This window comes from Paenibacillus sp. MMS18-CY102, assembly GCF_009789195.1.
Taxonomy (GTDB): Bacteria; Bacillota; Bacilli; order Paenibacillales; family Paenibacillaceae; genus Paenibacillus_T.
This window is the reverse complement of the sequence record NZ_WSTC01000001.1, coordinates 300,183-320,594: the sequence shown is the minus strand read 5'-3', so window position 1 is coordinate 320,594 and position 20,412 is coordinate 300,183. Positions and strand designations below refer to the sequence as shown.

General features: G+C 50.7%; 19 protein-coding genes and 2 tRNA genes. 14 read left to right on the top strand and 7 right to left on the bottom strand.

From position 1 onward, the window contains the following. Together GON22_RS01625 and GON22_RS01620 are read left to right on the top strand one after the other, a co-directional pair. Window positions 1-173 (top strand): IS3 family transposase (locus tag GON22_RS01625; protein ID WP_160394370.1); only part of this gene is annotated, 173 nt, incomplete at its 5' end. 288 nt (window positions 174-461) lie between these two features. Next, a complete protein-coding gene (locus GON22_RS01620) occupies window positions 462-839 on the top strand; it encodes a VOC family protein (protein WP_160394369.1) in 378 nt (125 codons plus the stop codon). A 226-nt stretch (window positions 840-1,065) separates the two neighbouring features. Here GON22_RS01620 and GON22_RS01615 read toward each other — a convergent pair. Together GON22_RS01615 and GON22_RS01610 are read right to left on the bottom strand one after the other, a co-directional pair. Further along, window positions 1,066-1,138 (bottom strand) — tRNA-Val (locus GON22_RS01615). Window positions 1,139-1,179: 41 nt separating this feature from the next. Beyond that, window positions 1,180-1,255: transfer RNA gene (locus GON22_RS01610), tRNA-Val, on the bottom strand. 216 nt (window positions 1,256-1,471) lie between these two features. On the opposite strand from GON22_RS01610, the gene GON22_RS25645 reads away from it, so the two are divergent. The 3 genes from GON22_RS25645 (at window position 1,472) to GON22_RS01600 (ending at window position 2,274) form a co-directional block, all read left to right on the top strand. Then, window positions 1,472-1,645, top strand: coding sequence for a hypothetical protein (locus tag GON22_RS25645; RefSeq protein ID WP_202113018.1), 174 nt, complete (start codon window positions 1,472-1,474; stop codon window positions 1,643-1,645). 74 nt (window positions 1,646-1,719) lie between these two features. Beyond that, on the top strand, window positions 1,720-2,004 hold the full coding sequence (locus tag GON22_RS01605; RefSeq protein WP_160394368.1) for a hypothetical protein: 285 nt from the start codon (window positions 1,720-1,722) through the stop codon (window positions 2,002-2,004). 33 nt (window positions 2,005-2,037) lie between these two features. Then, window positions 2,038-2,274, top strand: coding sequence for a DUF3892 domain-containing protein (locus tag GON22_RS01600; RefSeq protein ID WP_160394367.1), 237 nt, complete (start codon window positions 2,038-2,040; stop codon window positions 2,272-2,274). A 105-nt stretch (window positions 2,275-2,379) separates the two neighbouring features. On the opposite strand, the gene GON22_RS01595 is transcribed toward GON22_RS01600, so the two are convergent. Further along, the gene (locus tag GON22_RS01595) at window positions 2,380-3,117 is read right to left on the bottom strand and encodes an MBL fold metallo-hydrolase (RefSeq protein ID WP_160394366.1); all 738 of its coding nucleotides are present in this window, start codon (window positions 3,115-3,117) and stop codon (window positions 2,380-2,382) included. 568 nt (window positions 3,118-3,685) lie between these two features. Between GON22_RS01595 and GON22_RS01590 the strand changes: the two genes are divergently transcribed. Next, a complete protein-coding gene (locus GON22_RS01590; RefSeq protein ID WP_160394365.1) occupies window positions 3,686-4,249 on the top strand; it encodes a stalk domain-containing protein in 564 nt (187 codons plus the stop codon). Window positions 4,250-4,380: 131 nt separating this feature from the next. Further along, a complete protein-coding gene (locus GON22_RS01585) occupies window positions 4,381-4,692 on the top strand; it encodes a DUF1292 domain-containing protein (RefSeq protein WP_006036406.1) in 312 nt (103 codons plus the stop codon). Between the two features lie 74 nt (window positions 4,693-4,766). Here the strand turns inward: GON22_RS01585 and GON22_RS01580 are convergent, their stop codons facing one another. Both GON22_RS01580 and GON22_RS01575 read right to left on the bottom strand, forming a co-directional pair. Next, window positions 4,767-5,207, bottom strand: coding sequence for a DUF1885 family protein (locus GON22_RS01580; RefSeq protein ID WP_160394364.1), 441 nt, complete (start codon window positions 5,205-5,207; stop codon window positions 4,767-4,769). A gap of 127 nt (window positions 5,208-5,334) precedes the next feature. Next, window positions 5,335-6,804 (bottom strand): aminotransferase class I/II-fold pyridoxal phosphate-dependent enzyme, encoded by a 1,470-nt coding sequence (locus tag GON22_RS01575; protein WP_160394363.1) that lies wholly within the window; start codon window positions 6,802-6,804, stop codon window positions 5,335-5,337. A 149-nt stretch (window positions 6,805-6,953) separates the two neighbouring features. Between GON22_RS01575 and GON22_RS01570 the strand changes: the two genes are divergently transcribed. From GON22_RS01570 to GON22_RS01545, 6 genes are all read left to right on the top strand, one after another. Next, the gene (locus tag GON22_RS01570; RefSeq protein ID WP_160394362.1) at window positions 6,954-8,228 is read left to right on the top strand and encodes an MFS transporter; all 1,275 of its coding nucleotides are present in this window, start codon (window positions 6,954-6,956) and stop codon (window positions 8,226-8,228) included. 21 nt (window positions 8,229-8,249) lie between these two features. After that, entirely contained in the window at window positions 8,250-9,440 is a 1,191-nt protein-coding gene (locus GON22_RS01565; protein ID WP_160394361.1) for an MFS transporter, read from the top strand. Between the two features lie 113 nt (window positions 9,441-9,553). Beyond that, entirely contained in the window at window positions 9,554-10,255 is a 702-nt protein-coding gene (locus tag GON22_RS01560; RefSeq protein WP_202113017.1) for a winged helix-turn-helix domain-containing protein, read from the top strand. Window positions 10,256-10,279: 24 nt separating this feature from the next. Beyond that, a complete protein-coding gene (locus GON22_RS01555; protein ID WP_160394360.1) occupies window positions 10,280-11,614 on the top strand; it encodes a sensor histidine kinase in 1,335 nt (444 codons plus the stop codon). A 94-nt stretch (window positions 11,615-11,708) separates the two neighbouring features. Beyond that, window positions 11,709-12,395 (top strand): ABC transporter ATP-binding protein, encoded by a 687-nt coding sequence (locus tag GON22_RS01550; RefSeq protein WP_160394359.1) that lies wholly within the window; start codon window positions 11,709-11,711, stop codon window positions 12,393-12,395. Then, window positions 12,389-15,178: an ABC transporter permease gene (locus GON22_RS01545; RefSeq protein WP_160394358.1), complete on the top strand. Its 2,790-nt coding sequence runs from the start codon at window positions 12,389-12,391 to the stop codon at window positions 15,176-15,178. The genes GON22_RS01550 and GON22_RS01545 overlap by 7 nt, the downstream gene beginning before the upstream one ends. Window positions 15,179-15,272: 94 nt before the next feature. Here the strand turns inward: GON22_RS01545 and GON22_RS01540 are convergent, their stop codons facing one another. Then, on the bottom strand, window positions 15,273-16,307 hold the full coding sequence (locus GON22_RS01540; RefSeq protein WP_160394357.1) for an ABC transporter permease: 1,035 nt from the start codon (window positions 16,305-16,307) through the stop codon (window positions 15,273-15,275). Further along, window positions 16,304-17,059, bottom strand: coding sequence for an ABC transporter ATP-binding protein (locus tag GON22_RS01535; protein ID WP_160394356.1), 756 nt, complete (start codon window positions 17,057-17,059; stop codon window positions 16,304-16,306). The genes GON22_RS01540 and GON22_RS01535 overlap by 4 nt, the downstream gene beginning before the upstream one ends. 258 nt (window positions 17,060-17,317) lie before the next feature. On the opposite strand from GON22_RS01535, the gene GON22_RS01530 reads away from it, so the two are divergent. Further along, window positions 17,318-20,356 (top strand): efflux RND transporter permease subunit, encoded by a 3,039-nt coding sequence (locus GON22_RS01530; RefSeq protein ID WP_160394355.1) that lies wholly within the window; start codon window positions 17,318-17,320, stop codon window positions 20,354-20,356. Window positions 20,357-20,412 lie beyond the last annotated feature (56 nt).

Below are 20,412 nucleotides of genomic sequence, written 5' to 3'. Positions count from 1 at the left end.
TGGAATCCTTTTGGGGAAAACTGAAGATGGAATGGCTCAATGATTACACATTCAAGACGCGAGCTGAGGCTAAGAAGGCAGTATTTGAATACATCGAGCTTTTCTACAACCGTCGGAGAACGCATTCTTCCAACAATTATGTCCCGCCATTCCTGGTCGGAGCAGAGATGTAACTATTAGACTAATTGGTGTCATTGAGGGTTTCTGCGTATCTACTTTTTCAGGGCAAGGTCACAAGACATCTTCATCACCTGTGTGGACAACCTGACTAGCTTCTCACAAGCCATTACCGCATGCTATCCGCAGACCGAAATTCAGTAGTGATGAGCTTGAGCATATGCACTCCTTGAATGTTTATTAAACTAGTAGGTAGTTTAGCGTGGAAAAACAAACAAAGAGGCTTCCATGTCTGGTAAACTAGCTTGTTTGGCCGAAACAAATAAGAGAATGGAGCAAAGATCTTGATTAAAAATTTAGATCACCTCGTCCTGACAGTGAAAAACATTGAAAAGACAATTCTTTTTTATACAAACGTACTTGGAATGAAAGAAGAGACATTCGGAAATAATCGCAAAGCATTGCTATTCGGAAATCAGAAAATTAATTTACATGAAGCAGGGAACGAATTTGAACCTAAAGCTTTCTCACCTTTGCCTGGATCTGCTGATTTATGCTTTATAACAGAACTGAATATGGAAAACGTAATTAGCCGATTACAAAAAGAAGGTATAGACATTGAAGAAGGTCCAGTAACTAGGACTGGGGCATTGGGTCCGATTTTATCTGTATATGTGCGTGACCCGGATCATAATCTGGTGGAATTGTCTCAATACGCTTAATAGTGCCCTAACAGCGAATCTATAGCGGAAGGGGCATATTAAAACAAAGAAGAGCCTTAAGGATTTATCCCGCAGGCTCTTTTTGATGACCAGTTTCACGAGAAGGTTTGGACAAGACCAAACCCCTTTTTCAGCCGAATAGCCTTGCAAATCTGTACCAGAATCCACACCAATAAAAAGCACCACGAGCCCAGTGTTTACCTGGCTTCGTGGTGCTTTTAGTTAATGATCTGTAGTGGGCTCGAACCACTGACCCCTACCCTGTCAAGATAGTGCTCTCCCAGCTGAGCTAACAGATCAAATCGATGGGAGTTGCTTATGTATTTACTAATAAGAGTTATGGTGATCTGTAGTGGGCTCGAACCACTGACCCCCACCCTGTCAAGATGGTGCTCTCCCAGCTGAGCTAACAGATCACAATTGAAGCGACGTTTAATAATATAGCATGATCGGATGTGAATGTCTACTCTTTTTCTCGCAAAATCCAATAAAATTTGGTGCAATGGCATTTCGTATAATCAGCATTTGATGGGGTTAATGGATAAGGCCGTTAATCTTTGCAGGGGAAAATGGTCTATACGAAGCCGCATCAGCATACCGTAGTACAAAGCTAAGAGGAGGCGGATGCTTGGATGGCGGCGGAATACGCCAATTTGGTCGTCTGGTTAATCGGCTTATTCGGTATTGTTGGTCTAGTCCTATTATATGTCGCGCGGTTCGTGAACAAGGATTCTTTGGCTTATGATGAGGCGTTTGTATGGCGACGGAAACTTCCGAAGGAGGCAAGGCCTAAGCGAAACGGTTAGCAGGGCTGAATCTCACCTTGAGTGGTTACACTATACATGGAAGCGTAATGTTGTCACTTAATGGAGGAGTCAAGTTGAAGTTTTCATGGTCGGCATGGGCCGGCGCAGCTGTAGGAGCTTTAGCTGCGCTGCTTCTATGCGTGTTGGCATTCGGTGCGGCGCATGGGCAGAGCTGGTTCGGGCAATCGAAGTCCGCACGGGCGGTACTGTCTGATGTGTACTCGAACAATGTGACGGATAGAGTGTATGGGGAGCTACCCAGCGAGCGTGGGAATGGGGCTCAGTCGCCATCTAATCGGGTGGACGAGCTATATTCGCCTACGATTACGGATGAGAAATCCGAGGAGTCTTCTGACTAACACTAACTACACAATGATAAGGGGCTAAACAACATGGTACAAGACAACCGGGAAACTTTTGTGGCTGTTCAGAAAAATGGCGATGGCGATCTGACGGGGTTTAAAACGTCCTCAGGGCGTGAACTTGCGTACGCAGAAGCGCTTCAGCTTGTTCAATCCGGACAAATTGCTGGCGTCAATGCGTTCAAGGGACGCGACGGCGAAACCTACATTCGAGGCGACGCTGATGGCGATCCGACGAACAATTTGGACCAGCTCCCTTTATTCTAACTCTGTATACGTAAAACGGCAGCTAGGCTGCGTGCAGTGGACAGGCATTTCACCTCTCCATCACGCGGCCTAGCTGCCGTTTTTTTTCGTTAATGCACCTTTGGCTTATGGGAGCTTATACGTGACACCTTGCTCGACGAATGACATACGCCCTGTTCGGCCGATGAATTCAGGCATTGTATCGCCATAATGCATGAGCTTCGTAATCGACTGGAGATGCTCAGGGAGCGTTAGCAGCTCGTCGATACATGCGTGAACGACGCCTGGAGCAATGAGCTGGCAATCGTGGAAAATAAGCGCAACGCCGCGTTCGTCCACTAATTGCTGCAACAGCGTGGGATTAAACTTCATATCTGCGCTGTAGAAGAATGTGCCGTTAATAAGGAAAGAGTAGCTAAGGCGCCCTTCAATATGCTCGGTCAGAATGGGCTCGACGACTAATCCTGGAGCAATTTCCGTCGGCTCGCCGACAGGCATCTCACGAACGTCGAAGAAATCATCTAAAGATTGAAGAGGTCCCTGGGTTAAACCGCCTTTAAGCGTATGTTCCCATAAGGGCTCGCGGAGCGGTTGAGGCAGATAAAGAACCGGTTTGCGCTGATGGACGAACATCATTTGGAAAGCGAGCTCTTCTAAACCACCGACATGGTCGCCATGGGTGTGGCTGACGAGCACGGCATCTAAATCCCCGAATCGGATGCCTAGCTGATGCAAGGCTGCTGGCCCCGTGATTCCGCAATCGAGCAATAGGCGAAAGTTATCGGCGTCAATAATGGCATTGTTATTGTAATAACGTTTGGCAAATGCGCTGCCTGTACCGATCATTGTAATGGAAGTCGTCATGGGTCAAGCTCCTCTCAGTCTTGCTTGCAAGTCTTACATGTAGGTTCAGATTAGCATGGACAATAGGAAGCTGCAATGTGGCAAGCTCCAAAATTTAGGTGTTGCTAGTGCTTCTTCCGTGGGTACGCGTCCGTCCTTTCGTTCATATCATGGGTAGAAAAAGCTTCATGATACTGCGAATAAAGGTGTGGACGACATGAGCAAGGGGAAATCGAAAGCGTCGAAGAAGAAGAAAAAAACAGCATCCGATCGGCGCCAAATGTTTATGAAGCTAGTATTGTCAGACACCTGCGCCGTATGTAAAACGCCTTGCGCGCGCGGCATGCAATATTGGGAACATATGAAGGAGCCGGGTTCAATGGGGAAGGGTATTCCTTGTCCATTAACAAAGTCTTACCATTAATCCGATACTAGGAAATAACGCGGCATTTCCCGGGGAAGCGCACCGTTCTACATGAAATGACAGCAGGGTATTTAATGTTGTGTAAAACTTACATGCATTGGCGCAACTTTGGCTCGAAAGGGGAGTATAACCTTTCATCAGAACGATGATGGAGGGTTAGCGACCATGAAGGCTAGTAAAATAATCATTGCAATGATGCTGCTGTCCGTATGGGGTGGAAGCATGATATTCGCTGATAGCGTTGCCCAGAAGGTACGTGTTGTCGTGAATGGCAGTGAACTTGATGACGCAGGCTTGCTGCAGGATGGCAAAACTTATTTGCCGCTTCGACAGATCGCAGGTACGTTGCAAGCGCTTGTATCATGGGATGAGAATTCGAAAAAAGTTACTGTCTATAAGCCAAACGTTCATATGTTCTTGTTTCAGGACAATGTGATCTTCGGCAATGTAAATAAAAATAACCGCTATACGTTCAAAGTATTCGCACAGATTGATAATTTGTTGACTGATGTTGCGGCTGTGAAAGTTTCGATTTTTGATCCGTATGGCTCTGAGAAAGTTATTCAGCAGCAGACGGTTAACGTGACGAAAGATAATTTCTGGTTCCGTACAGAAGATATTAAATACAACTTCGATGCAGCAGGCAAATATTCAGTACGCTTCTATATGAAAGCGGGAGATTCGGATGAATGGCGCCAAGTATCGGAGAAGCTTATTACCGCACAATAGCCGCCAATGCCAAGCTCTGTCAGCCTGATTGCCTGATAGAGTTTTTGGTTTGACCGGATTCAGTGAACATGTTACGATACGATGGTGTATGTGTACAACTGCGCATTAATGAACGAAATGGGGTAACGTAAATGAGCGAGCATGAACACCAACATGGCGATGACTGCGGCTGCGGCCACGATCACGACCATGAAGAGCATGTATTTGTATTGACGGACGAAGAAGGCCAAGAGCGTGAGATGGTTATGGTATACACGTTCGAATCCGAAGAGAAAGTATATGCAGTATTGATCGACCGTAACGATCCAGAAGCTGACGGCATCATCTTCCGTATTGAAGAAGAGAACGAGGAAGCATTCCTCGTTGGTATCGAAGATGACGCGGAGTGGGATCGCGTAACGAAGATCTACGAAGAAATCGCAGCTCAAGGCAACGAGGGCTAATTCGATTTTTTTATCACAAATAAGACCGCCACGGAGCCATCCGTCGGCGGTCTTATTATTTTGCCATCGCAAAGTTACTTACGTGGATTGTAGTACATAATACGGCCATTGAATAGCTGCAACTCGGCTTTCAGCCGCTGCGCAATGAACCGGCAAAGCTCATTCGCTTTGGCGCGGTCGCCATGTGTTGAGCCGTCTGGCAGAACAACTTGAACGTAAGGAGGGCTGATGGCCGGCTCCTGTGCCGGATCTGAATCGCCGATGCCGATCGCAATGTGCCGATATCGCGAAGCCTTGCCGCGCAAGTACAACCACTGCGGCTTGGGCGCATTCGGTGAAGTGACGGATTCGATGGAATAAGGAAAGGCAGCTTCTTCGTATTCCCAGCCGAGCTGGGCACCCGTACGTTTAACCGCATCTTGATAAGCGTGCAGCGACAGCTGCAAGTCATCTAGCGTCAACCCTTCAGGAGCGGTGGAGCCTTGCACCAAGCGAATGTAAGCGTTCTTGCTCATTCGGACACACCTCCGTCCCCATCATAGCATGGGTGGTAACTCTTGACAATTAAAGCCCGTAGCCCAGCAGAAAAAAGGCGGCTGCTCGCAGGGCGTAAACCCTGCGAGGCAGCCGCCTCGTAAATTACTAGAAAATAGCCTCTTCTTCTACGATCACCTTAACATATTGAATGCTGCGATCCTCGGGACCTTTAACCGGCAAGCCAACTTCAACATGATCGACGATATAATCGATGTTTTGCTGGGAGATGACCTCGCCTGGCAGCAGGATCGGAATGCCTGGCGGATAGACGTAGATGAATTCGGCGATGATCCGGCCGGCTGATTCCTTGAACGGCACAAGCTCGGTTTCCGCATAGAAAGCATCACGCGGTGTGAGCGATAGCTGAGGGATCTCAGGAATTTTGACGACAAGCTCTTTTACTTCGCCTTTCTGATGGAACTCGTCTGACATGGTACGAAGCGCTTCAAGCAGCTTGTCCACGGTCTCGCGTGTATCGCCAGTCGTAATCAGGCAAAGAATGTTATACATATCGCTCATCTCAACTTCGAGATTGAAGCGGTCACGCAGCCAGTTCTCGGCTTCGTATCCGGTGATGCCCAGATGGCGAACGTGAATGGTTACTTTAGTCGGATCGTAATCATAGGTGGCTTCGCCGCCCAGAATATCTTCGCCGAAGCAATAGAGATCCTTAATGCGGTTAATTTCGGCACGGGCATATTGCGCAAGCTCAATTGCGCGTTCAGCGAGCAGATGGCCATTAATCGCCAGATGCCTGCGCGAAGTATCTAATGAAGCGAGCAAGATGTAAGATGTCGACGTAGTAGTCAGCATGCTTAGAATCGTTTGAAGGCGAGTCGGGTTGACTCGGCCAGCGCGAACGTTCAATATCGAGCTCTGCGTCATCGATCCGCCAAGCTTATGTACGCTTGTCGCAGCCATATCAGCGCCTGCCTGCATTGCGGACATTGGCAGCTTCTCGTGGAAGTGAATAAGGACGCCATGCGCCTCGTCGACGAGGACTGGAACATCGTAGCTATGGGCGAGATCAACGATTTCTTTCAGGTTCGCACAGATGCCGTAATATGTCGGGTTGATGACGAGCACGGCTTTTGCATCGGGATGCTTCTCAAGCGCCCTGCGAACGGAGCGGGTCGTGATGCCGTGGTCAATGCCGAGGTTGCTGTCGCGCGCAGGCGAGATGAATACCGGACGTGCACCGGAGAAAATAATGGCCGCCATAACGGATTTATGTACGTTGCGGGGCACAATTATTTTTTCGCCAGGCCCGCAGACGGCCATGATCATCGTTATAATTGCACTGCTTGTGCCTTGGACGGAAAAAAAGGTATAATCGGCTCCGAAGGCATCAGCTGCCAATTTTTGCGATTGTTCGATAACGCCTGTCGGTTGATGCAAATCATCGAGCGGCGCGATATTAATCAAGTCGATTGATAGGGCGTTTTCGCCGATAAATTCCCGGAATTCAGGGTCTGTACCCATCCCTTTTTTATGTCCAGGAATGTGAAATTGCAAAGGATTGTGCTCCGCATGGCGGCGAAGCGCGCTAAAAAGCGGAGTGTTGTTATGATCCATCGCTTCATCCCAGCCTTTCGTGTAACTTCTAATTAACAAACAAGGTTGAGTATAGCAAAAACAGGGGGGAATGCAAGCGTGTTTTTGGGCCTGGCAATAGGCTGTCTCTGGCTTTGTATCTCTAACAGCGCTGTCGAAAGGAGCAACACATGTCTATTGGAACCGTAGTAGCGGGGAAAAGAAAGGTGTTAACATCCCCGTTCGTCATTCAGTTGCTTATTATTATGTTCTTTGTGGAGTTCGTTAAAGGGGCGTTGATCGTCTCGATTTTGCCTGTTTATATGGGCTCGGTGCTCGGGTTGTCGGCCTATGCGGTCGGCTGGGCGCTCGCGCTTCAATATATCGGGGATAACGCCTTCCGCAGCCCTCTCGGGTGGATTATTGATCGGGTCGGCTATCGGACCGTTATGCTCTTCGGGGTTCTGTTAACTTTCGCATCGGTCATCATTGTGACTGTGACGGACGATTTGCCTTGGATCGTGTTTGCCTGCCTGCTGATAGGCATGGGCACATCGCCGCTATGGCCTTGTGTCATTACGGGAGCTACTGCTGTATCGGGCTCGGAAGCCGGCGGAACGATTATGAGCGTTGTATATATGGCTTGGCTGACGGGCGTTGGGGCAGGCCCAATCGTCATTAACTTCTTCATTGCGAAGTCGAATGAATTAGCCTCCTCGTATAATCCAGCGTTCAAGCTGTTAATCGCATTAATGGTACTGGTCGTGTTCGTTACGCTGTTCTTGCCAGGGCGCTCGAAGTCGAGGGAACTGGAGGGGAAAGATGAGCAAGACGAGCCAGGGGAACACCAGCATCTTCCGCTGGGTGCGCGCATTCGGGCGTATTTAGCGAAAGTCAGCAGTTCGATGCATGCAAGCAAGGTGCTATACCCGGCGATGTTTTTGCAAAATTTTGCGCTCGGGCTGCTTGTGCCGATTCTTACGCTGTATGCGCGAACCGTCCTTCATTTGAGCCCGCAGCAATATAGCTATTATTTGCTGGCTGGTGGAGCATTCACCGTGCTTGGGCTTATTCCGGTCGGCAAAGCGGTCGATAAGTACGGAACAAGCCGGTTTCTGCATATCGGGTTCCCTGCTGCTGCCATTTCGCTGCCGTTGCTTGGATATACTCGAGACCTTATGCTCGTGCTGCCAATCGTTGCGTTAGTCGGTTTAAGCTATGCTTTTATTATTCCGGCGTGGAATGCGCTAATCGCAGAAGCGATTCCGAAGGAGGAGCGGGGCGCGGTGTGGGGCTTCTTCTTAACGATTGAAGGGCTAGGCATGGTGCTTGGATCGATCTTGTCTGGCAAAATGTGGGACAGCTTAGGGCCCCATTCGCCATTCCTGGTGAGCGGCGTCGTGTTGATCACGCTGTTTGTTCTCCATTTGTTCATCACAAGAAAGCCGAAAGTTATGGTACGATAGGCAAATGGAGGGATTGTCGTTATGAAAGACAAACGTTTGCTAATCGTAATGGCGACGCTGATGATTACGTTCGTCGGCTTCGGCATCATTATTCCAGTTATGCCCGAGCTTATCTTGAAAGTGAGTGCTGGCGGGGCGGAGACGCATACCGGATGGATGCTGGCGCTTTATTCAGCGGTATCGTTCATTTTGTCCCCGGTATGGGGCGGATTGTCTGACCGGATTGGGCGCCGGCCGGTTATTCTTATTGGCGTTCTTGGTTTCGCTGTCAGCTTCCTGTTATTCGGCCTTGCGTCGGACAGCCTGACGCTTATGTACGCATCGCGCATATTGGGCGGATTGTTCTCCGGAGCAGTGACGTCAGTAATCGTTGCATATGTTGCAGATATCACGCCACCGGAACAGAGGACCAAAGGGATGGGGCTCGTCGGCATGTCCATCGGCCTCGGATTTACGATCGGGCCTGGCTTTGGCGGATTGCTGAGCCAAATCTCGCTCGCGACGCCTTTTTATGTGGCTGCGGCATTATCCGGCATAACTTTTATTCTTGCACTCACGAAATTAACGGAGTCGTTGCCGCCTGAGCGCCGCCGTTCGTCGGCTGAGAAGCGGCCTTCGCGTTGGACCGCATTTACAGGGCCGCTCAAATATTTGTATGTGCTCGCGTTCTTTGTTTCCTTCTCGCTTGCGGGGATGGAGGCGACGCTGCAATTTTTCGGCATTAAACGTTTCGATGTTACGCCGGGCCAGGTCGGCTTCATGTTCTTCGTCTGTGGCATTGTCGGTGCACTGATCCAAGGGGGAGTCGTGCGCAGGCGAATTAAGAAAGGGCAAGAGCCGATGTACATTATGTTGGGGCTTACGATTTCGGCAGTCGGTTTCTTCCTGCTGTTGTATGCGCATTCGCTCGCATGGGCGACAATGGCGCTCGCTGTATTCGGTGTCGGCAATGCGTTGATCCGGCCATGTGTAACTTCACTGATTACACAGAAAACCCAAGTGGGACAAGGTGTGGCATCCGGTCTAAGCTCATCTATGGACAGCCTTGGCCGAATTTTAGGCCCTTTGCTTGGCGCATATTTGTTCCAGGTCGAAATGCAGCTGCCTTATGTGGCGGGCTGTGTGATTTCACTTGCGGCACTGCTGCTGTTAGCGCAATTCCGCCGTCTAGACCGGCATTCGGCAACGAACAACGATACGAAGACGGCTTAATGCAACATGACATCAAGGCAAGCCTACGATAAGCGCGAAAGCCGGTTCTATACGTCCGATTGGCGGACGAAGGGCCGGCTTTTTATTTTGGACAAGGGAAGGTTGGGCTGAATGTGGCGGAGTCGATTGTATGGGTAGAAGACGAGAAAGCGCTGCTGGAGGAGGGGGCCCATTACTTGCGCCAAGAAGGGTATGAGGTGTATGGCGCATCTTGCTGTGAAGAGGCCTATCAGCTCATAGCGGAGCATAAGCCGAAGCTGCTGCTCGTGGATTGGATGCTGCCGGGAGGCTGCAGCGGGCTGGATCTATGCAAGCGCAATGAGCAGGAGTGGCGCATTCCGGTCATTATGATTACGGCAAAAGGGGATGAATTCGATAAGGTGCTGGCGCTGGAAATTGGAGCAGATGACTATCTAGCCAAGCCGTTCGGCCTGCGCGAATTATCGGCGAGAATGAAAGCGTTGCTCCGGCGGACGGGGCGGAACATGGACACCCCGAGCTATCATCATGCCAGTGCGGCAATCGTTCATCGAGGGGCGCTTGCTATCGATCCGGATCGATACCGGGTAGAGAAAGAGGGGCAAGAGATCGAGCTGACACGCACAGAATTTTTGCTGCTCTGGCAGCTAGCCCAGCATCCCGGCCGTGTCTATACGAGAGCCCATCTCATGGAGGCTGCGCTCGGTGACGACTATTTAGGGTTTGAGCGAACAATCGATTCCCATATACGAAACCTGCGCCGGAAGCTGGAGGAGGACCCAGCAAGCCCGGAGTACGTGCTCACTGTCTATGGCGTCGGCTACAAGTTTGCATGAGCCAACGTAAGGGGGCGGCTAGTTTTGATCGCTAAATGGAAGGAACGGTTGTCAAAGGAATGGGTTGGCATGGCCGGCATATCGCTGGCCGTTTGCCTTTTATTTATCGGGAGCAGCATATTTATTCAGCAGCAATCGGCGATTGCCGAGCATGAACGGCTGGCTTTGTATTGGAATCGGTATGCTTCGAATTATTATGTTACATTTGGCGATTGGAAGGGGATAGGCGAACAGCTCCGGTCGGAAGCGGCGGCTTATCCAGATGGGATGGCTCATTCGATTGTCATATGGGATACCGGCAATGAGCGGGTTGCGAATATCGGTGATTCGGAAGCTTCCGCTGATGGCCGCACTCCAGTTGTAAGCAATGGGAAGATTGTTGGATATACGGCTGTCTCATCACAAGGGAACAATAGCGTTTATGCATTTCCAATCGTATCCGCTATTCTAATTGGAATAATCGTCTATTTGTTGTTGTTTGGATATGGGAGCAGCAGGAAATCCCATTGGAATCGAACGGTTGGGCGGCTAACGCTACAAGCACAAGCACTGACGGCGCAAAGCGCCCAACAAACGCAGAGGAACAGACGATCACATGCTGCTACACAGGTTCCTGATGGAGAACCATTAGCGGAATTGGAATGGCAGTTAAGCGTAGCTCACGGCTATGTACGCAAGCTGGAGACGGTAAGGCGCTCGATGGTAGCAGATATTGCCCATGAGTTGCGAACCCCAATCGCTGTGATGCGCTCACAATTAGAGAATGGCTTAAATGCAGGCGAGCCGCTTTCGCTTGAGAGGATCGGCGCTCTCCATGACGAAACGCTCTATTTATCGAAGCTAGTACGCGATATGCAAGACCTTGCTTTGGCGGAGGCAGGGAAGCTGCCACTCGATAAACGTTGGTTTTCGCTAACCGATATGAGCAATGCAATTATTGGCGTGTTCGCAATGGAAGCGGAAGAGCGCGGTTTGCAGCTTAAGCTTGAATTGGAGACAGGAAAGGAAATTGCGGTTTACGCTGACCCGGTTCGGTTACGGCAGTTGATCGTTAATTTGCTTGGCAATGCGATTCGGCACGCACGAAGCTGCGTATTCCTGCGTGTTGGGACAGATGGAAGCCACATCGCCTGTTCGATTCAAGATGACGGGCTGGGAATCGAAGAGGAGCAGCTGCCGCGTTTATTCGAGCGATTTTATCGAGGGGATGCTATCCATGAAGGCAGGTCGCGGGGGCTCGGCCTTGGGCTAGCGATTGCAAAGCAATATGCAGAGGCGCATGGGGGCGAGATTGCAGTAACGAGCAACTGGGGAGAGGGTGCAACATTCACGGTCACCTTGCCTGTGATGGCGGATTAAAACTGCATCAGTTCTGCATATTTGCTCGATCATTGCTGCACATCCATCGTGTACCTTATGGGTATGCCAATGACTATTGAGGTGAGCGAAACTGATGATTCGAGTGGAAGGAATAAGCAAAACATTTGGGCAAGGCGGCGCGGCCACACGGGCGCTAAAGCAAGTAAGCTTCGGGATTGCGAAGGGGGAAACCATTGCAGTAACGGGTCCATCGGGATGTGGCAAAACGACATTATTGCATATTCTTGCAGGCATTGAATCACTGGATGAAGGCGAGATCTGGATTGGCGATACCGCACTCCATAAACTGAACGAAAAGGACCGGTCGCAGCTGAGGCTGGAGCGCATGGGATTTGTTTTTCAGTCGTATCATCTCGTTCCGGTTCTAACGGCATGGGAGAATATCGCTTTGCCGCTAATCGCACGCGGTGTTCGGCAATCGGAAGCAAAACGCAAGGCGCTGGATGCACTTGATCGCGTCGGGCTTCCAGACAAAAGAAACCGATACCCTGCAGAGCTGTCGGGCGGACAAAATCAACGGGTGGCCATTGCACGGGCGATTGTTGGCAAGCCGGATATGATATGGGCGGACGAGCCTACAGGCGCACTTGATTCGGAAACAGCGAAGCAGATCGTCGGATTGCTCGATATGTTGAATAAGCATGATGGCACGACCATTGTAACGGTTACGCATGATCCAGACGTTGCGGCGCAATCCGGCCGGACTATCAAGATGGCTAGCGGCAGGATCATTCACGATGGGGTGTTCGCAGGATGCTAACGAACCCTATGATTTGGCGAATGGCCATCGGAAATATTCGCAGGAGCTGGAAGCAGACCCTATTGACGGTAACTGCAGGCGCGATAGGGGCGATGCTCGTCATTATCTCTTATGTCAATTATGCGTCGCTTAACGGCAGTGGCGAAGAATGGCTTCAGCGACATTATGGCCCGATTGAATGGGAGTTAGCGCCTATTGGGAAAGAGGGTGGCGTGTTTTCCGGCAGCCAAGTTGAATCGATCCAACAAGGGTTTGGGCAGATGGACCACCGGCCGGCGCTTGTGCCGGCCATTCGTGATGAGGTGAGCCTCATACGGCTGGACGGGCAAGGGGAGAAAGCAGGGGTGCTGCCTGGCACGATGTTATTAGGTTTTAATCCGAAGAAAGCGGCTGAGCTTGGTTATAGCCCGAACGGCAGAGGGCCCGCATTGCTGCCTGATGATGAAGTGATTATAGACAAGGAAACAGCAGAAGCGCTGGGCGCTCAAGCCGGAGATGCCATTCAAATCCGGACAGCCGGCGGGCGGGCGCAATTGTTCCAAATCCAGCAGGCTGTTCCCGGAGATGGGTTGACGGGATATCGAGGAAAGGATGCCTCTGCGGCGGGCACCGTCATCATCTCGGAAGCGTCCGCACGCAAGCTTACTGGCTTAAAGACGGGATACCATATTGTGCTGGCAGGATCGAGTGGCCGGTCGCACTCGCTTCAACACTTGTTTATTCCGGATAGCATAAATAATCTATTCGGCATACATAGTTTGAAACAAGACGCCCAAAGCCGCGTGGACAATATGAAGCAGCAGTTTATGGTTATGTCGATGATAAGCGGAATCGCGGTCGCCAGCAGTGCCATATTAATGCGGCAAGTGTTGATTATGATCGCTGATTCCCGTCGGGAGATTTTCGGCGTCTTGCGTGCAATTGGGTTATCGCGGCAGCAGATTGGCGTTGTATTTATCGCAGAGGCGTTGCTTCTTTCTGTTTTTAGCGGGTTAGTAGGTGTGATCTTAGGCACTGCAAGCGGTGTCGGTTTGGTCAATTTATTTTATGGCACCTATCAAGAGGAAATCGCTCGCATATCTCGGGCTAATATTCCGATTTTCCCTCATACGCCGATTATGGGGCTTGGCATCATTTGCCTTCTCATTGTTTTCTTTTTAACGTTTATCGCGCTGTTCGTAGCTCGCAGCATAGGGAAAGTGCCAATTGTTGAAGCGATACGAGGAGGGAAGGATGCGGGAGCAGCCAAGTCGAAGGGGCATCGCATGCGTTCATCGATTACAGCAGCTGTTGCTGTGATTCTCGTCGCAATCCATTGTATTCAAACCGTCAGTTCGCCAATGAAACCGACTGGACAAGCGATGCTAATTATTTTTATATGGTGGCTAATAGGTGTCGTTAGTGCCGTCTATCTGGCGACCCGGCTTCTTACGAAGTCGGGGGGAACCATGTCTGTGTTTGCCAATTGGTTTCGATTGCCGAACATATCTGTGCTGCTGGCTGCGCGGTATATGCGCCAGCGTCCGGGCAGAACGTTTTCCATAGCGCTCATGTTCGCTCTTGTGATGATGGTTGTCACGTTTACTTCGAGTGTTTCGACGATGCTTATAGGCGGGCAAAACGATGTCGAGAAAAACCAAACGATGCTCGGATTCGCAGGATTCGCAGGCTATGACACCCCTGCCGAGAAGCAACGGATCGAGCAAATGTTACAGACAGATCCGGACCTTAAGCCGATCGTAACCAACTATACGGATATTGAGCCTTATATGCTTATGACAGATACGCGTGGGACGGCTGATTCATACATTCCTGTTACAAGGGAGCTTCTCGCAGGCGGCGGCCTGCATCTACGGGAACGAGCGAAGCAATTTGAATCGGACGAGGACGCTTGGAATGCTGTGCTTCAAGATCCGCGTTACATTATTTTGCCAATGGACAATTTGTACGAGGATGCTGAACGTGCCTCATTTGATCCTCAGAAGCTTGTGCATGCTGGAGATCGAATCGAGATGCCTATCTATGATACGGCAGCATACAATTCCATGCGGCAAACGACCGACTCGTTGGAGCCGATTGCACAGCAATCCTTTATCGTTGCTGGTTTTGCTGAAAACAATTCATCGAGCCAGTTATCGTCAAAGTTGTTTCGGACCCATTATGTGAATGAAGGAATTTTTCAGCAGTTGCGAAAGTATGGTTACAAATGGCCCGAGCAAGCCCAGCTAGGCTACGTACTTATGCAGTATGACAGCCATCAATTAAGCTTAACGCAGCGCCTTGCGGAGAAGCTGCTAATGAACGATATTACAACCTTTGATTCGCCATATGCGAATAATCGGGCGCAGGAGCTTGTAAATACCCAGCTGTCAAGAGGTTTTATCGGATTCACCCTGCTATCTGCCTTGATTGGATTGCTTGGCCTGGCAGTCGTGCAATACAGAGCCGTTGCCGAGCGGGCAAAGACGACAGCGATGATGAGATGTGTGGGGCTAACAGGCAAACATATTAGCTGGATATTTATGTTGGAAGGGATGATGATTGGGCTCGCGGGCATCGTCACCGGATGGCTGATTGGCAGTACAGGCTCGGTTTTATTCATTCGTACGTTATTGAATGACACTGGCCCAACTGAGCAGGCTCCTGTATTCCATTATCCTTTTGCGTTAATTGTTCCCCTTGTCCTATTTCTAATTGTAGCAGCTGTGCTTATGAATATTGGGCCTGCGCGTGGAGCGCTTCGAATCGCACCTGCTGAAGCTTTGCGTTCCGCGGACCAGTAACGCCTGCTATTGAACAATTAATGGGGGAATCCCAATAGCCAAGGCGGCTAAGGGATTCCCTTGTTTTTTGCGCAGCAGCTGCGCTCCACCTTTCTTAAATCCGGCGGTGCTTGCGCAGCGCTGCTACATTGAGGATGGCGAATAGGGCGGAGAACCCTAACAGCACATAAGCATCGGCTTGAATGTCCGTCCAGCCTTCTCCCCGAATCATAATGCCCCGCATCGCATCGGCGCCATAATATAGCGGCATGATCGTGCTCAGTTTTTGCAGCCATGGATTCATTGCATCTAGATTGAATAACCCGGAGAAGAACGCCTGCGGCACGATAACGATCGGAATGAATTGAATGATCTGAAATTCTGTGCTGGCAAACGATGAGAGCAGCGTGCCCAGCGTAAGGGCGGTAAGGGACAGCAACAAGTTAATTAGCAGCATGTAGCCGATCGAGCCAGTCATATGTAGCCCCAGCACTTCAACGGAATACCACGCAATTAGGGTCGCCTGCAACAGTGCAAATATGCCGAAGCCTGCCAAGTAACCAGCTACAACCTCTTGCCGCCTGATCGGCGTAACGAGCAGCCGTTCGAGCGTGCCGCTCGTGCGCTCCCTCAGGAAGGATACGCCAGCGAGCAGAAACACGAAGAAGAATGAGAAGAATCCAATCAGCACGGGACCAAATGAATCAAAGGGCGCCATATTTGCGCTGCCGTGCAGGTACTGGATCGCTGGTGCAGCAGCAGATGCAGGCTGTGCAGCTTCCGATTGCAGCGTGCCTTGAAGCAGCAATAGAACAGCGCGGCTTGTCGAAGGGTCGCTCCCCTCGAGCGTAATGCTAGGCTGCGTGCTGCCGCCGATGGCGAATACGGCGTCCAAGCTGCCGTTCTTGAGTTCATTTAAGGCGAGCTCATTGGATGAGAAAGCTGTTACTTCCGCGCCAGCATGTGTAATCTGGGCTTGTATAACAGGAGGCACGCCGACGACGCCTATGGCTGGCGTTGCTGACTGGCCATCGAAGACAAGCTTCATCAGGGTCAAAATGAGCAGTGGCGCAAGCAATAGCAGCGCAAGCGTTCGGCGGTCACGGGCAAACTGCTGGATGATCCGTAAAGCTAACGCACCGATTCTCATGCTTGAACACCGCCTTCTGCGCGCTGGCCGAGCGTAATGAACGCTTCTTCAATGCTGCTTGTGCCAGTCTGCTGCAGCAGGCTTTCTGGCGTGCCGACCGCTATAAAGCGCCCTTCGCGCATAAGCCCGAGCCGGTCACATTGGGCTGCTTCATCCATGACATGGGTTGTGACGATGATGGTCGTCCCATTGCGGCTAAGCGAGTGCAGCTCCTGCCAGATGGATTGCCGCAGCACGGGATCGATTCCGACCGTCGGCTCGTCGAGAACAAGCAGCTCCGGCTCATGGAGCAGGGCGATGGCAAGCGAAAGCCTGCGCTTCATTCCGCCTGAATAAGCAGCAGCCGGCTTGCCCAGATGCTCGGAAAGGCCGACGAGCGCTGCCGTTTCCTCGATCCGGCGGTTAAGCACGGCACGGCGAAGGCCATAAAGCTTGCCGAAGAAGGCCATGTTTTGGCGCCCGGTTAACTCCATATAGAGGGCATCCGATTGGGCCATATAGCCGAAGCGATGAAGCATTGCGAGTTTCGGCATGGGGGTGCCCAGCATATGGGCCTCGCCGCTGTCTGCCCGATCGATGCCGGCCATGATTTTGATCAGCGTTGTTTTGCCGGAACCGGAGGGTCCCAGCAGCCCAAACAATTCGCCTCGATTAATCGTGACAGAAGCATGGTCAATGACTGTTCGGCGCCCGAATGCTCGTGTGACATCCTTTAAGGCCACAGCAGCAGGATCATCCGTAACGAATGCCATTGTGATCACTCCTTCCTTTCCATGAATGATGACTCAATTGGAGTATAAGAAGGAAGCGAAACGTTGGGAAGTGAGCAATTGCTTACTTTTCCATAACCTAGACTTAAGTCTAGGTTGTTGTCATGCTGTGGACTGAGAGGCATTTCCATCTGAGGGCGAGTTTTAAATACCGACCTTGGACGTTTTTCCAGTGATGTTTATGCATGTATGATTACGTAGGGTAGTTGAGAGACGGATATAAAAGGAGACGGATGGAGAATGAGTAGATTGACGGAGTGGGCATTTCGCAATCGAGCGGCTGTCATACTATTAATTATTATGGCGCTTGGCTTGGGTGGAATGAGTTATGCAAAATTGCCAATGGAATTCCTTCCAAAAATGGATGTGCCGCAGGTGCAAGTAACGGTCATCGCACCTGGCTACGATGCTAAATCGGTTGAGAAGCTGGTTACAGGGCCAATCGAGAACGCGGTACAGTATACAAAAGGAAAAAGCGATATGTTCTCGACGACCGGCAACGGGTACGCGAGCGTTCAAATCGCATTTGATTCCAAGACGAAAATGAAGGACGCGAAGGCGGAAATTGAGAAAAGCGTTGACTCCGTTCAGCTCCCTGAGCGGGTAATGAAGCCTTTTGTTGTCCAATTCGATACATCGATGATTCCAATCTCGTGGGTTGCCCTTACGTTTGATGAAGGCATTAGCGATACAGATAAAGAACAGCGCGTCAAAGAAATCGAGGCAGAGCTCAAGAAAGCAGAAGGCGCGGGCCAAGTGTCGGTTAGCGGCCGTACGGCGCCAGAAATCAGCATTACGCCAATTACGGCGAAGCTCGCTGAGAAGAAAGTGACGACGCAAGCGATTATGGGCGTGCTGCAAAGCAGAGGCGTTGCCGCTTCAATCGGTGAGCAGAACATTGCTGGGGCAGCGAGCAACGTGAATGTGAATGCCACGATCAGCGATTTGGATACGCTCCGGAAGCTGCCAGTTGCGCCAGGCGTAGCGCTTAGCGATGTGGCAACGGTCGAGCTGTCCAAGAAGCAAGAAAGTATCGGTCGTGTTAATGGCAAAGACACCATTATGATTACCGTCTCGAAATCGGCGAACGCGAATGCCGTAACTGTTGGCAAGAACGTCCAAACGATCGTAGATGATGTTAACAAGGTAGGCAAAGGCGTGGAAGCTTCCGTCATGATCAGCACGTCTGATCAGGTCGTTAGCTCGGTTAACAGCATGCTGCAAGAAGTGCTGATGGGCGCGTTGTTCGCAACCGTTGTTATCCTGCTCTTCATGCGCAATATTAAAGCGACGATTATTACGATCGTTTCGATCCCATTGTCGCTCGGCATTACGTTGTACCTGCTCCAAATTTCGGGCGTGTCGCTTAACATTATTACGCTCGGCGGTGTTGCGGTAGCCGTTGGCCGACTGGTTGACGATAGTATCGTAGTTATCGAGAACATTTATCGTAGGCTGCAAAAAGAGTCGTTCTCTATGAAACTGATCGTGGAAGCGACCAAGGAAGTATCGGTTGCCATTACATCCTCTACATTGGTTACAGTAGCTGTATTCTTGCCAATGGCGCTGCTTCGCGGCTCCCTGCAGGCAATGCTGTTGCCATTTGCACTGACGGTTGGTTATTCGCTTCTTGCATCGCTTATCGTCGCTCTGACAGTCGTGCCTGTCCTTAGCGCAGTGCTCCTGCGCGGCACGAAGATGAAGGAGCATGAAGGTTCCAAACGGTTCGCAGCGTTCCTTGCTTGGAATCTGAAACATAAATGGGTAACGATTTTAGTTGCACTTGTACTTCTAGTCGGTTCTGTCGGTATTTATTTCGGAATGCCGAAGGGCGCACTGGACTCCTCAAGTGCAGATATGCTCGACGTGAAGCTGGAGTATCCAAGCGATACGCAGACGGATAAAGTTCTCGCTAACGGCACGAAGCTGGAGCAATTCCTCACGAAGCATGAATCGGTTAAATGGGTGTTCATGACGTATGGCAATAGCGAAGACGGTGCGAAGTACGGCAACGTATCCTCGCCGACAGTTGTATCGTATATGATTGACGTGAAGGATGGGGCAGACGCTGAGAAGCTGATGGCCGATACGAAGGCGCAGAAAGCAAACCTAGAAGGCGGCGAAATTGAGGCGAATGCAACAGCTCTTATCTCTTCGGGCGGCGGCGGCAGCTCTGTATACGTCGACGTAACGGGCGACAACGTTGCTGATCTCGAGAAAACGGCAACGGCACTGATGGCGTCGGTTAAAGACGTCGATGGCATCCTTAAAGTATCCAGCAACCAAGAACAGAAGAAACCTGTCTATACGTTCCAAGTTGATCCGCTCAAAGCACGCGGCCAAGACGTGGCGATGCAGTTGCAAGGCATGCTGAATCCGATTCCTGTAGGCAGCATCAACTTGGAAGGCCGCGACTCAGCGGTTATTATGCAGCCGATTGTCAAAGCAGACTCGGAGCAAAACCTGAACGGCTTGACGGTAATGACGGATGCAGGCCCAACTCCAATCACGCAAATCGCGAAGCTCGTTAAGTCCGAAGAGCCGAGCCTCTATTACCACAAGGATGGCAAAGTTTATGTTCGGGTAACCGCACAGGTAGATCCGGATAAACTGTCCGTTGTTGGTGCGGACATTCAGAAGAAAGTTGATGGATTGACGGTGCCGAAAGACGTGAAAGTAATCGTCGGCGGCGCATCGGTTGACCAATCTGGCGATATGGCAGATCTGGCAATGACAGCATTGATTTCGATCTTGATCGTTTACTTGATCATGGTTATTACGTTCAAAACGCTTCGTGCTCCACTCGCGATTCTTGTATCGTTGCCGCTTGCGGCAATCGGCGCAGTCATTGGTTTGCTCGTTTCCAATGTCACGCCTGATTTCACGGCAATGTTCGGTGCGCTCATGCTCATTGGCATCGTCGTTACGAATGCGATCGTGTTGATCGACCGTGTGAAACAAAATGAGAAAACGATGTCGATTCGCGATTCCTTAATCGAAGCAGCGACAACTCGCATGCGTCCAATCGTTATGACAGCTATCGCAACAGTCTCGGCAATGTTGCCGCTTGTATTCGGTTCGCATGAGGGTGGCAGCAGCATCGTATCCCAAAGCTTGGCAATCGTCGTTATCGGCGGTTTGACGGCAGCAACGCTGTTGACGCTAGTCGTAGTGCCTTGCGTTTACGAACTGTTCTTCTTCCGCAAATCACGGAAGCAACGCCGTGAAGCGTCAGCGAAAGTTGTAACGGATACGCGTACGAAACCAGTAACCCAATAACATACCGTGAAGCAGCCGCAGCAAGCTAGCTATTTAGCTGTGGCTGCTCCACATAC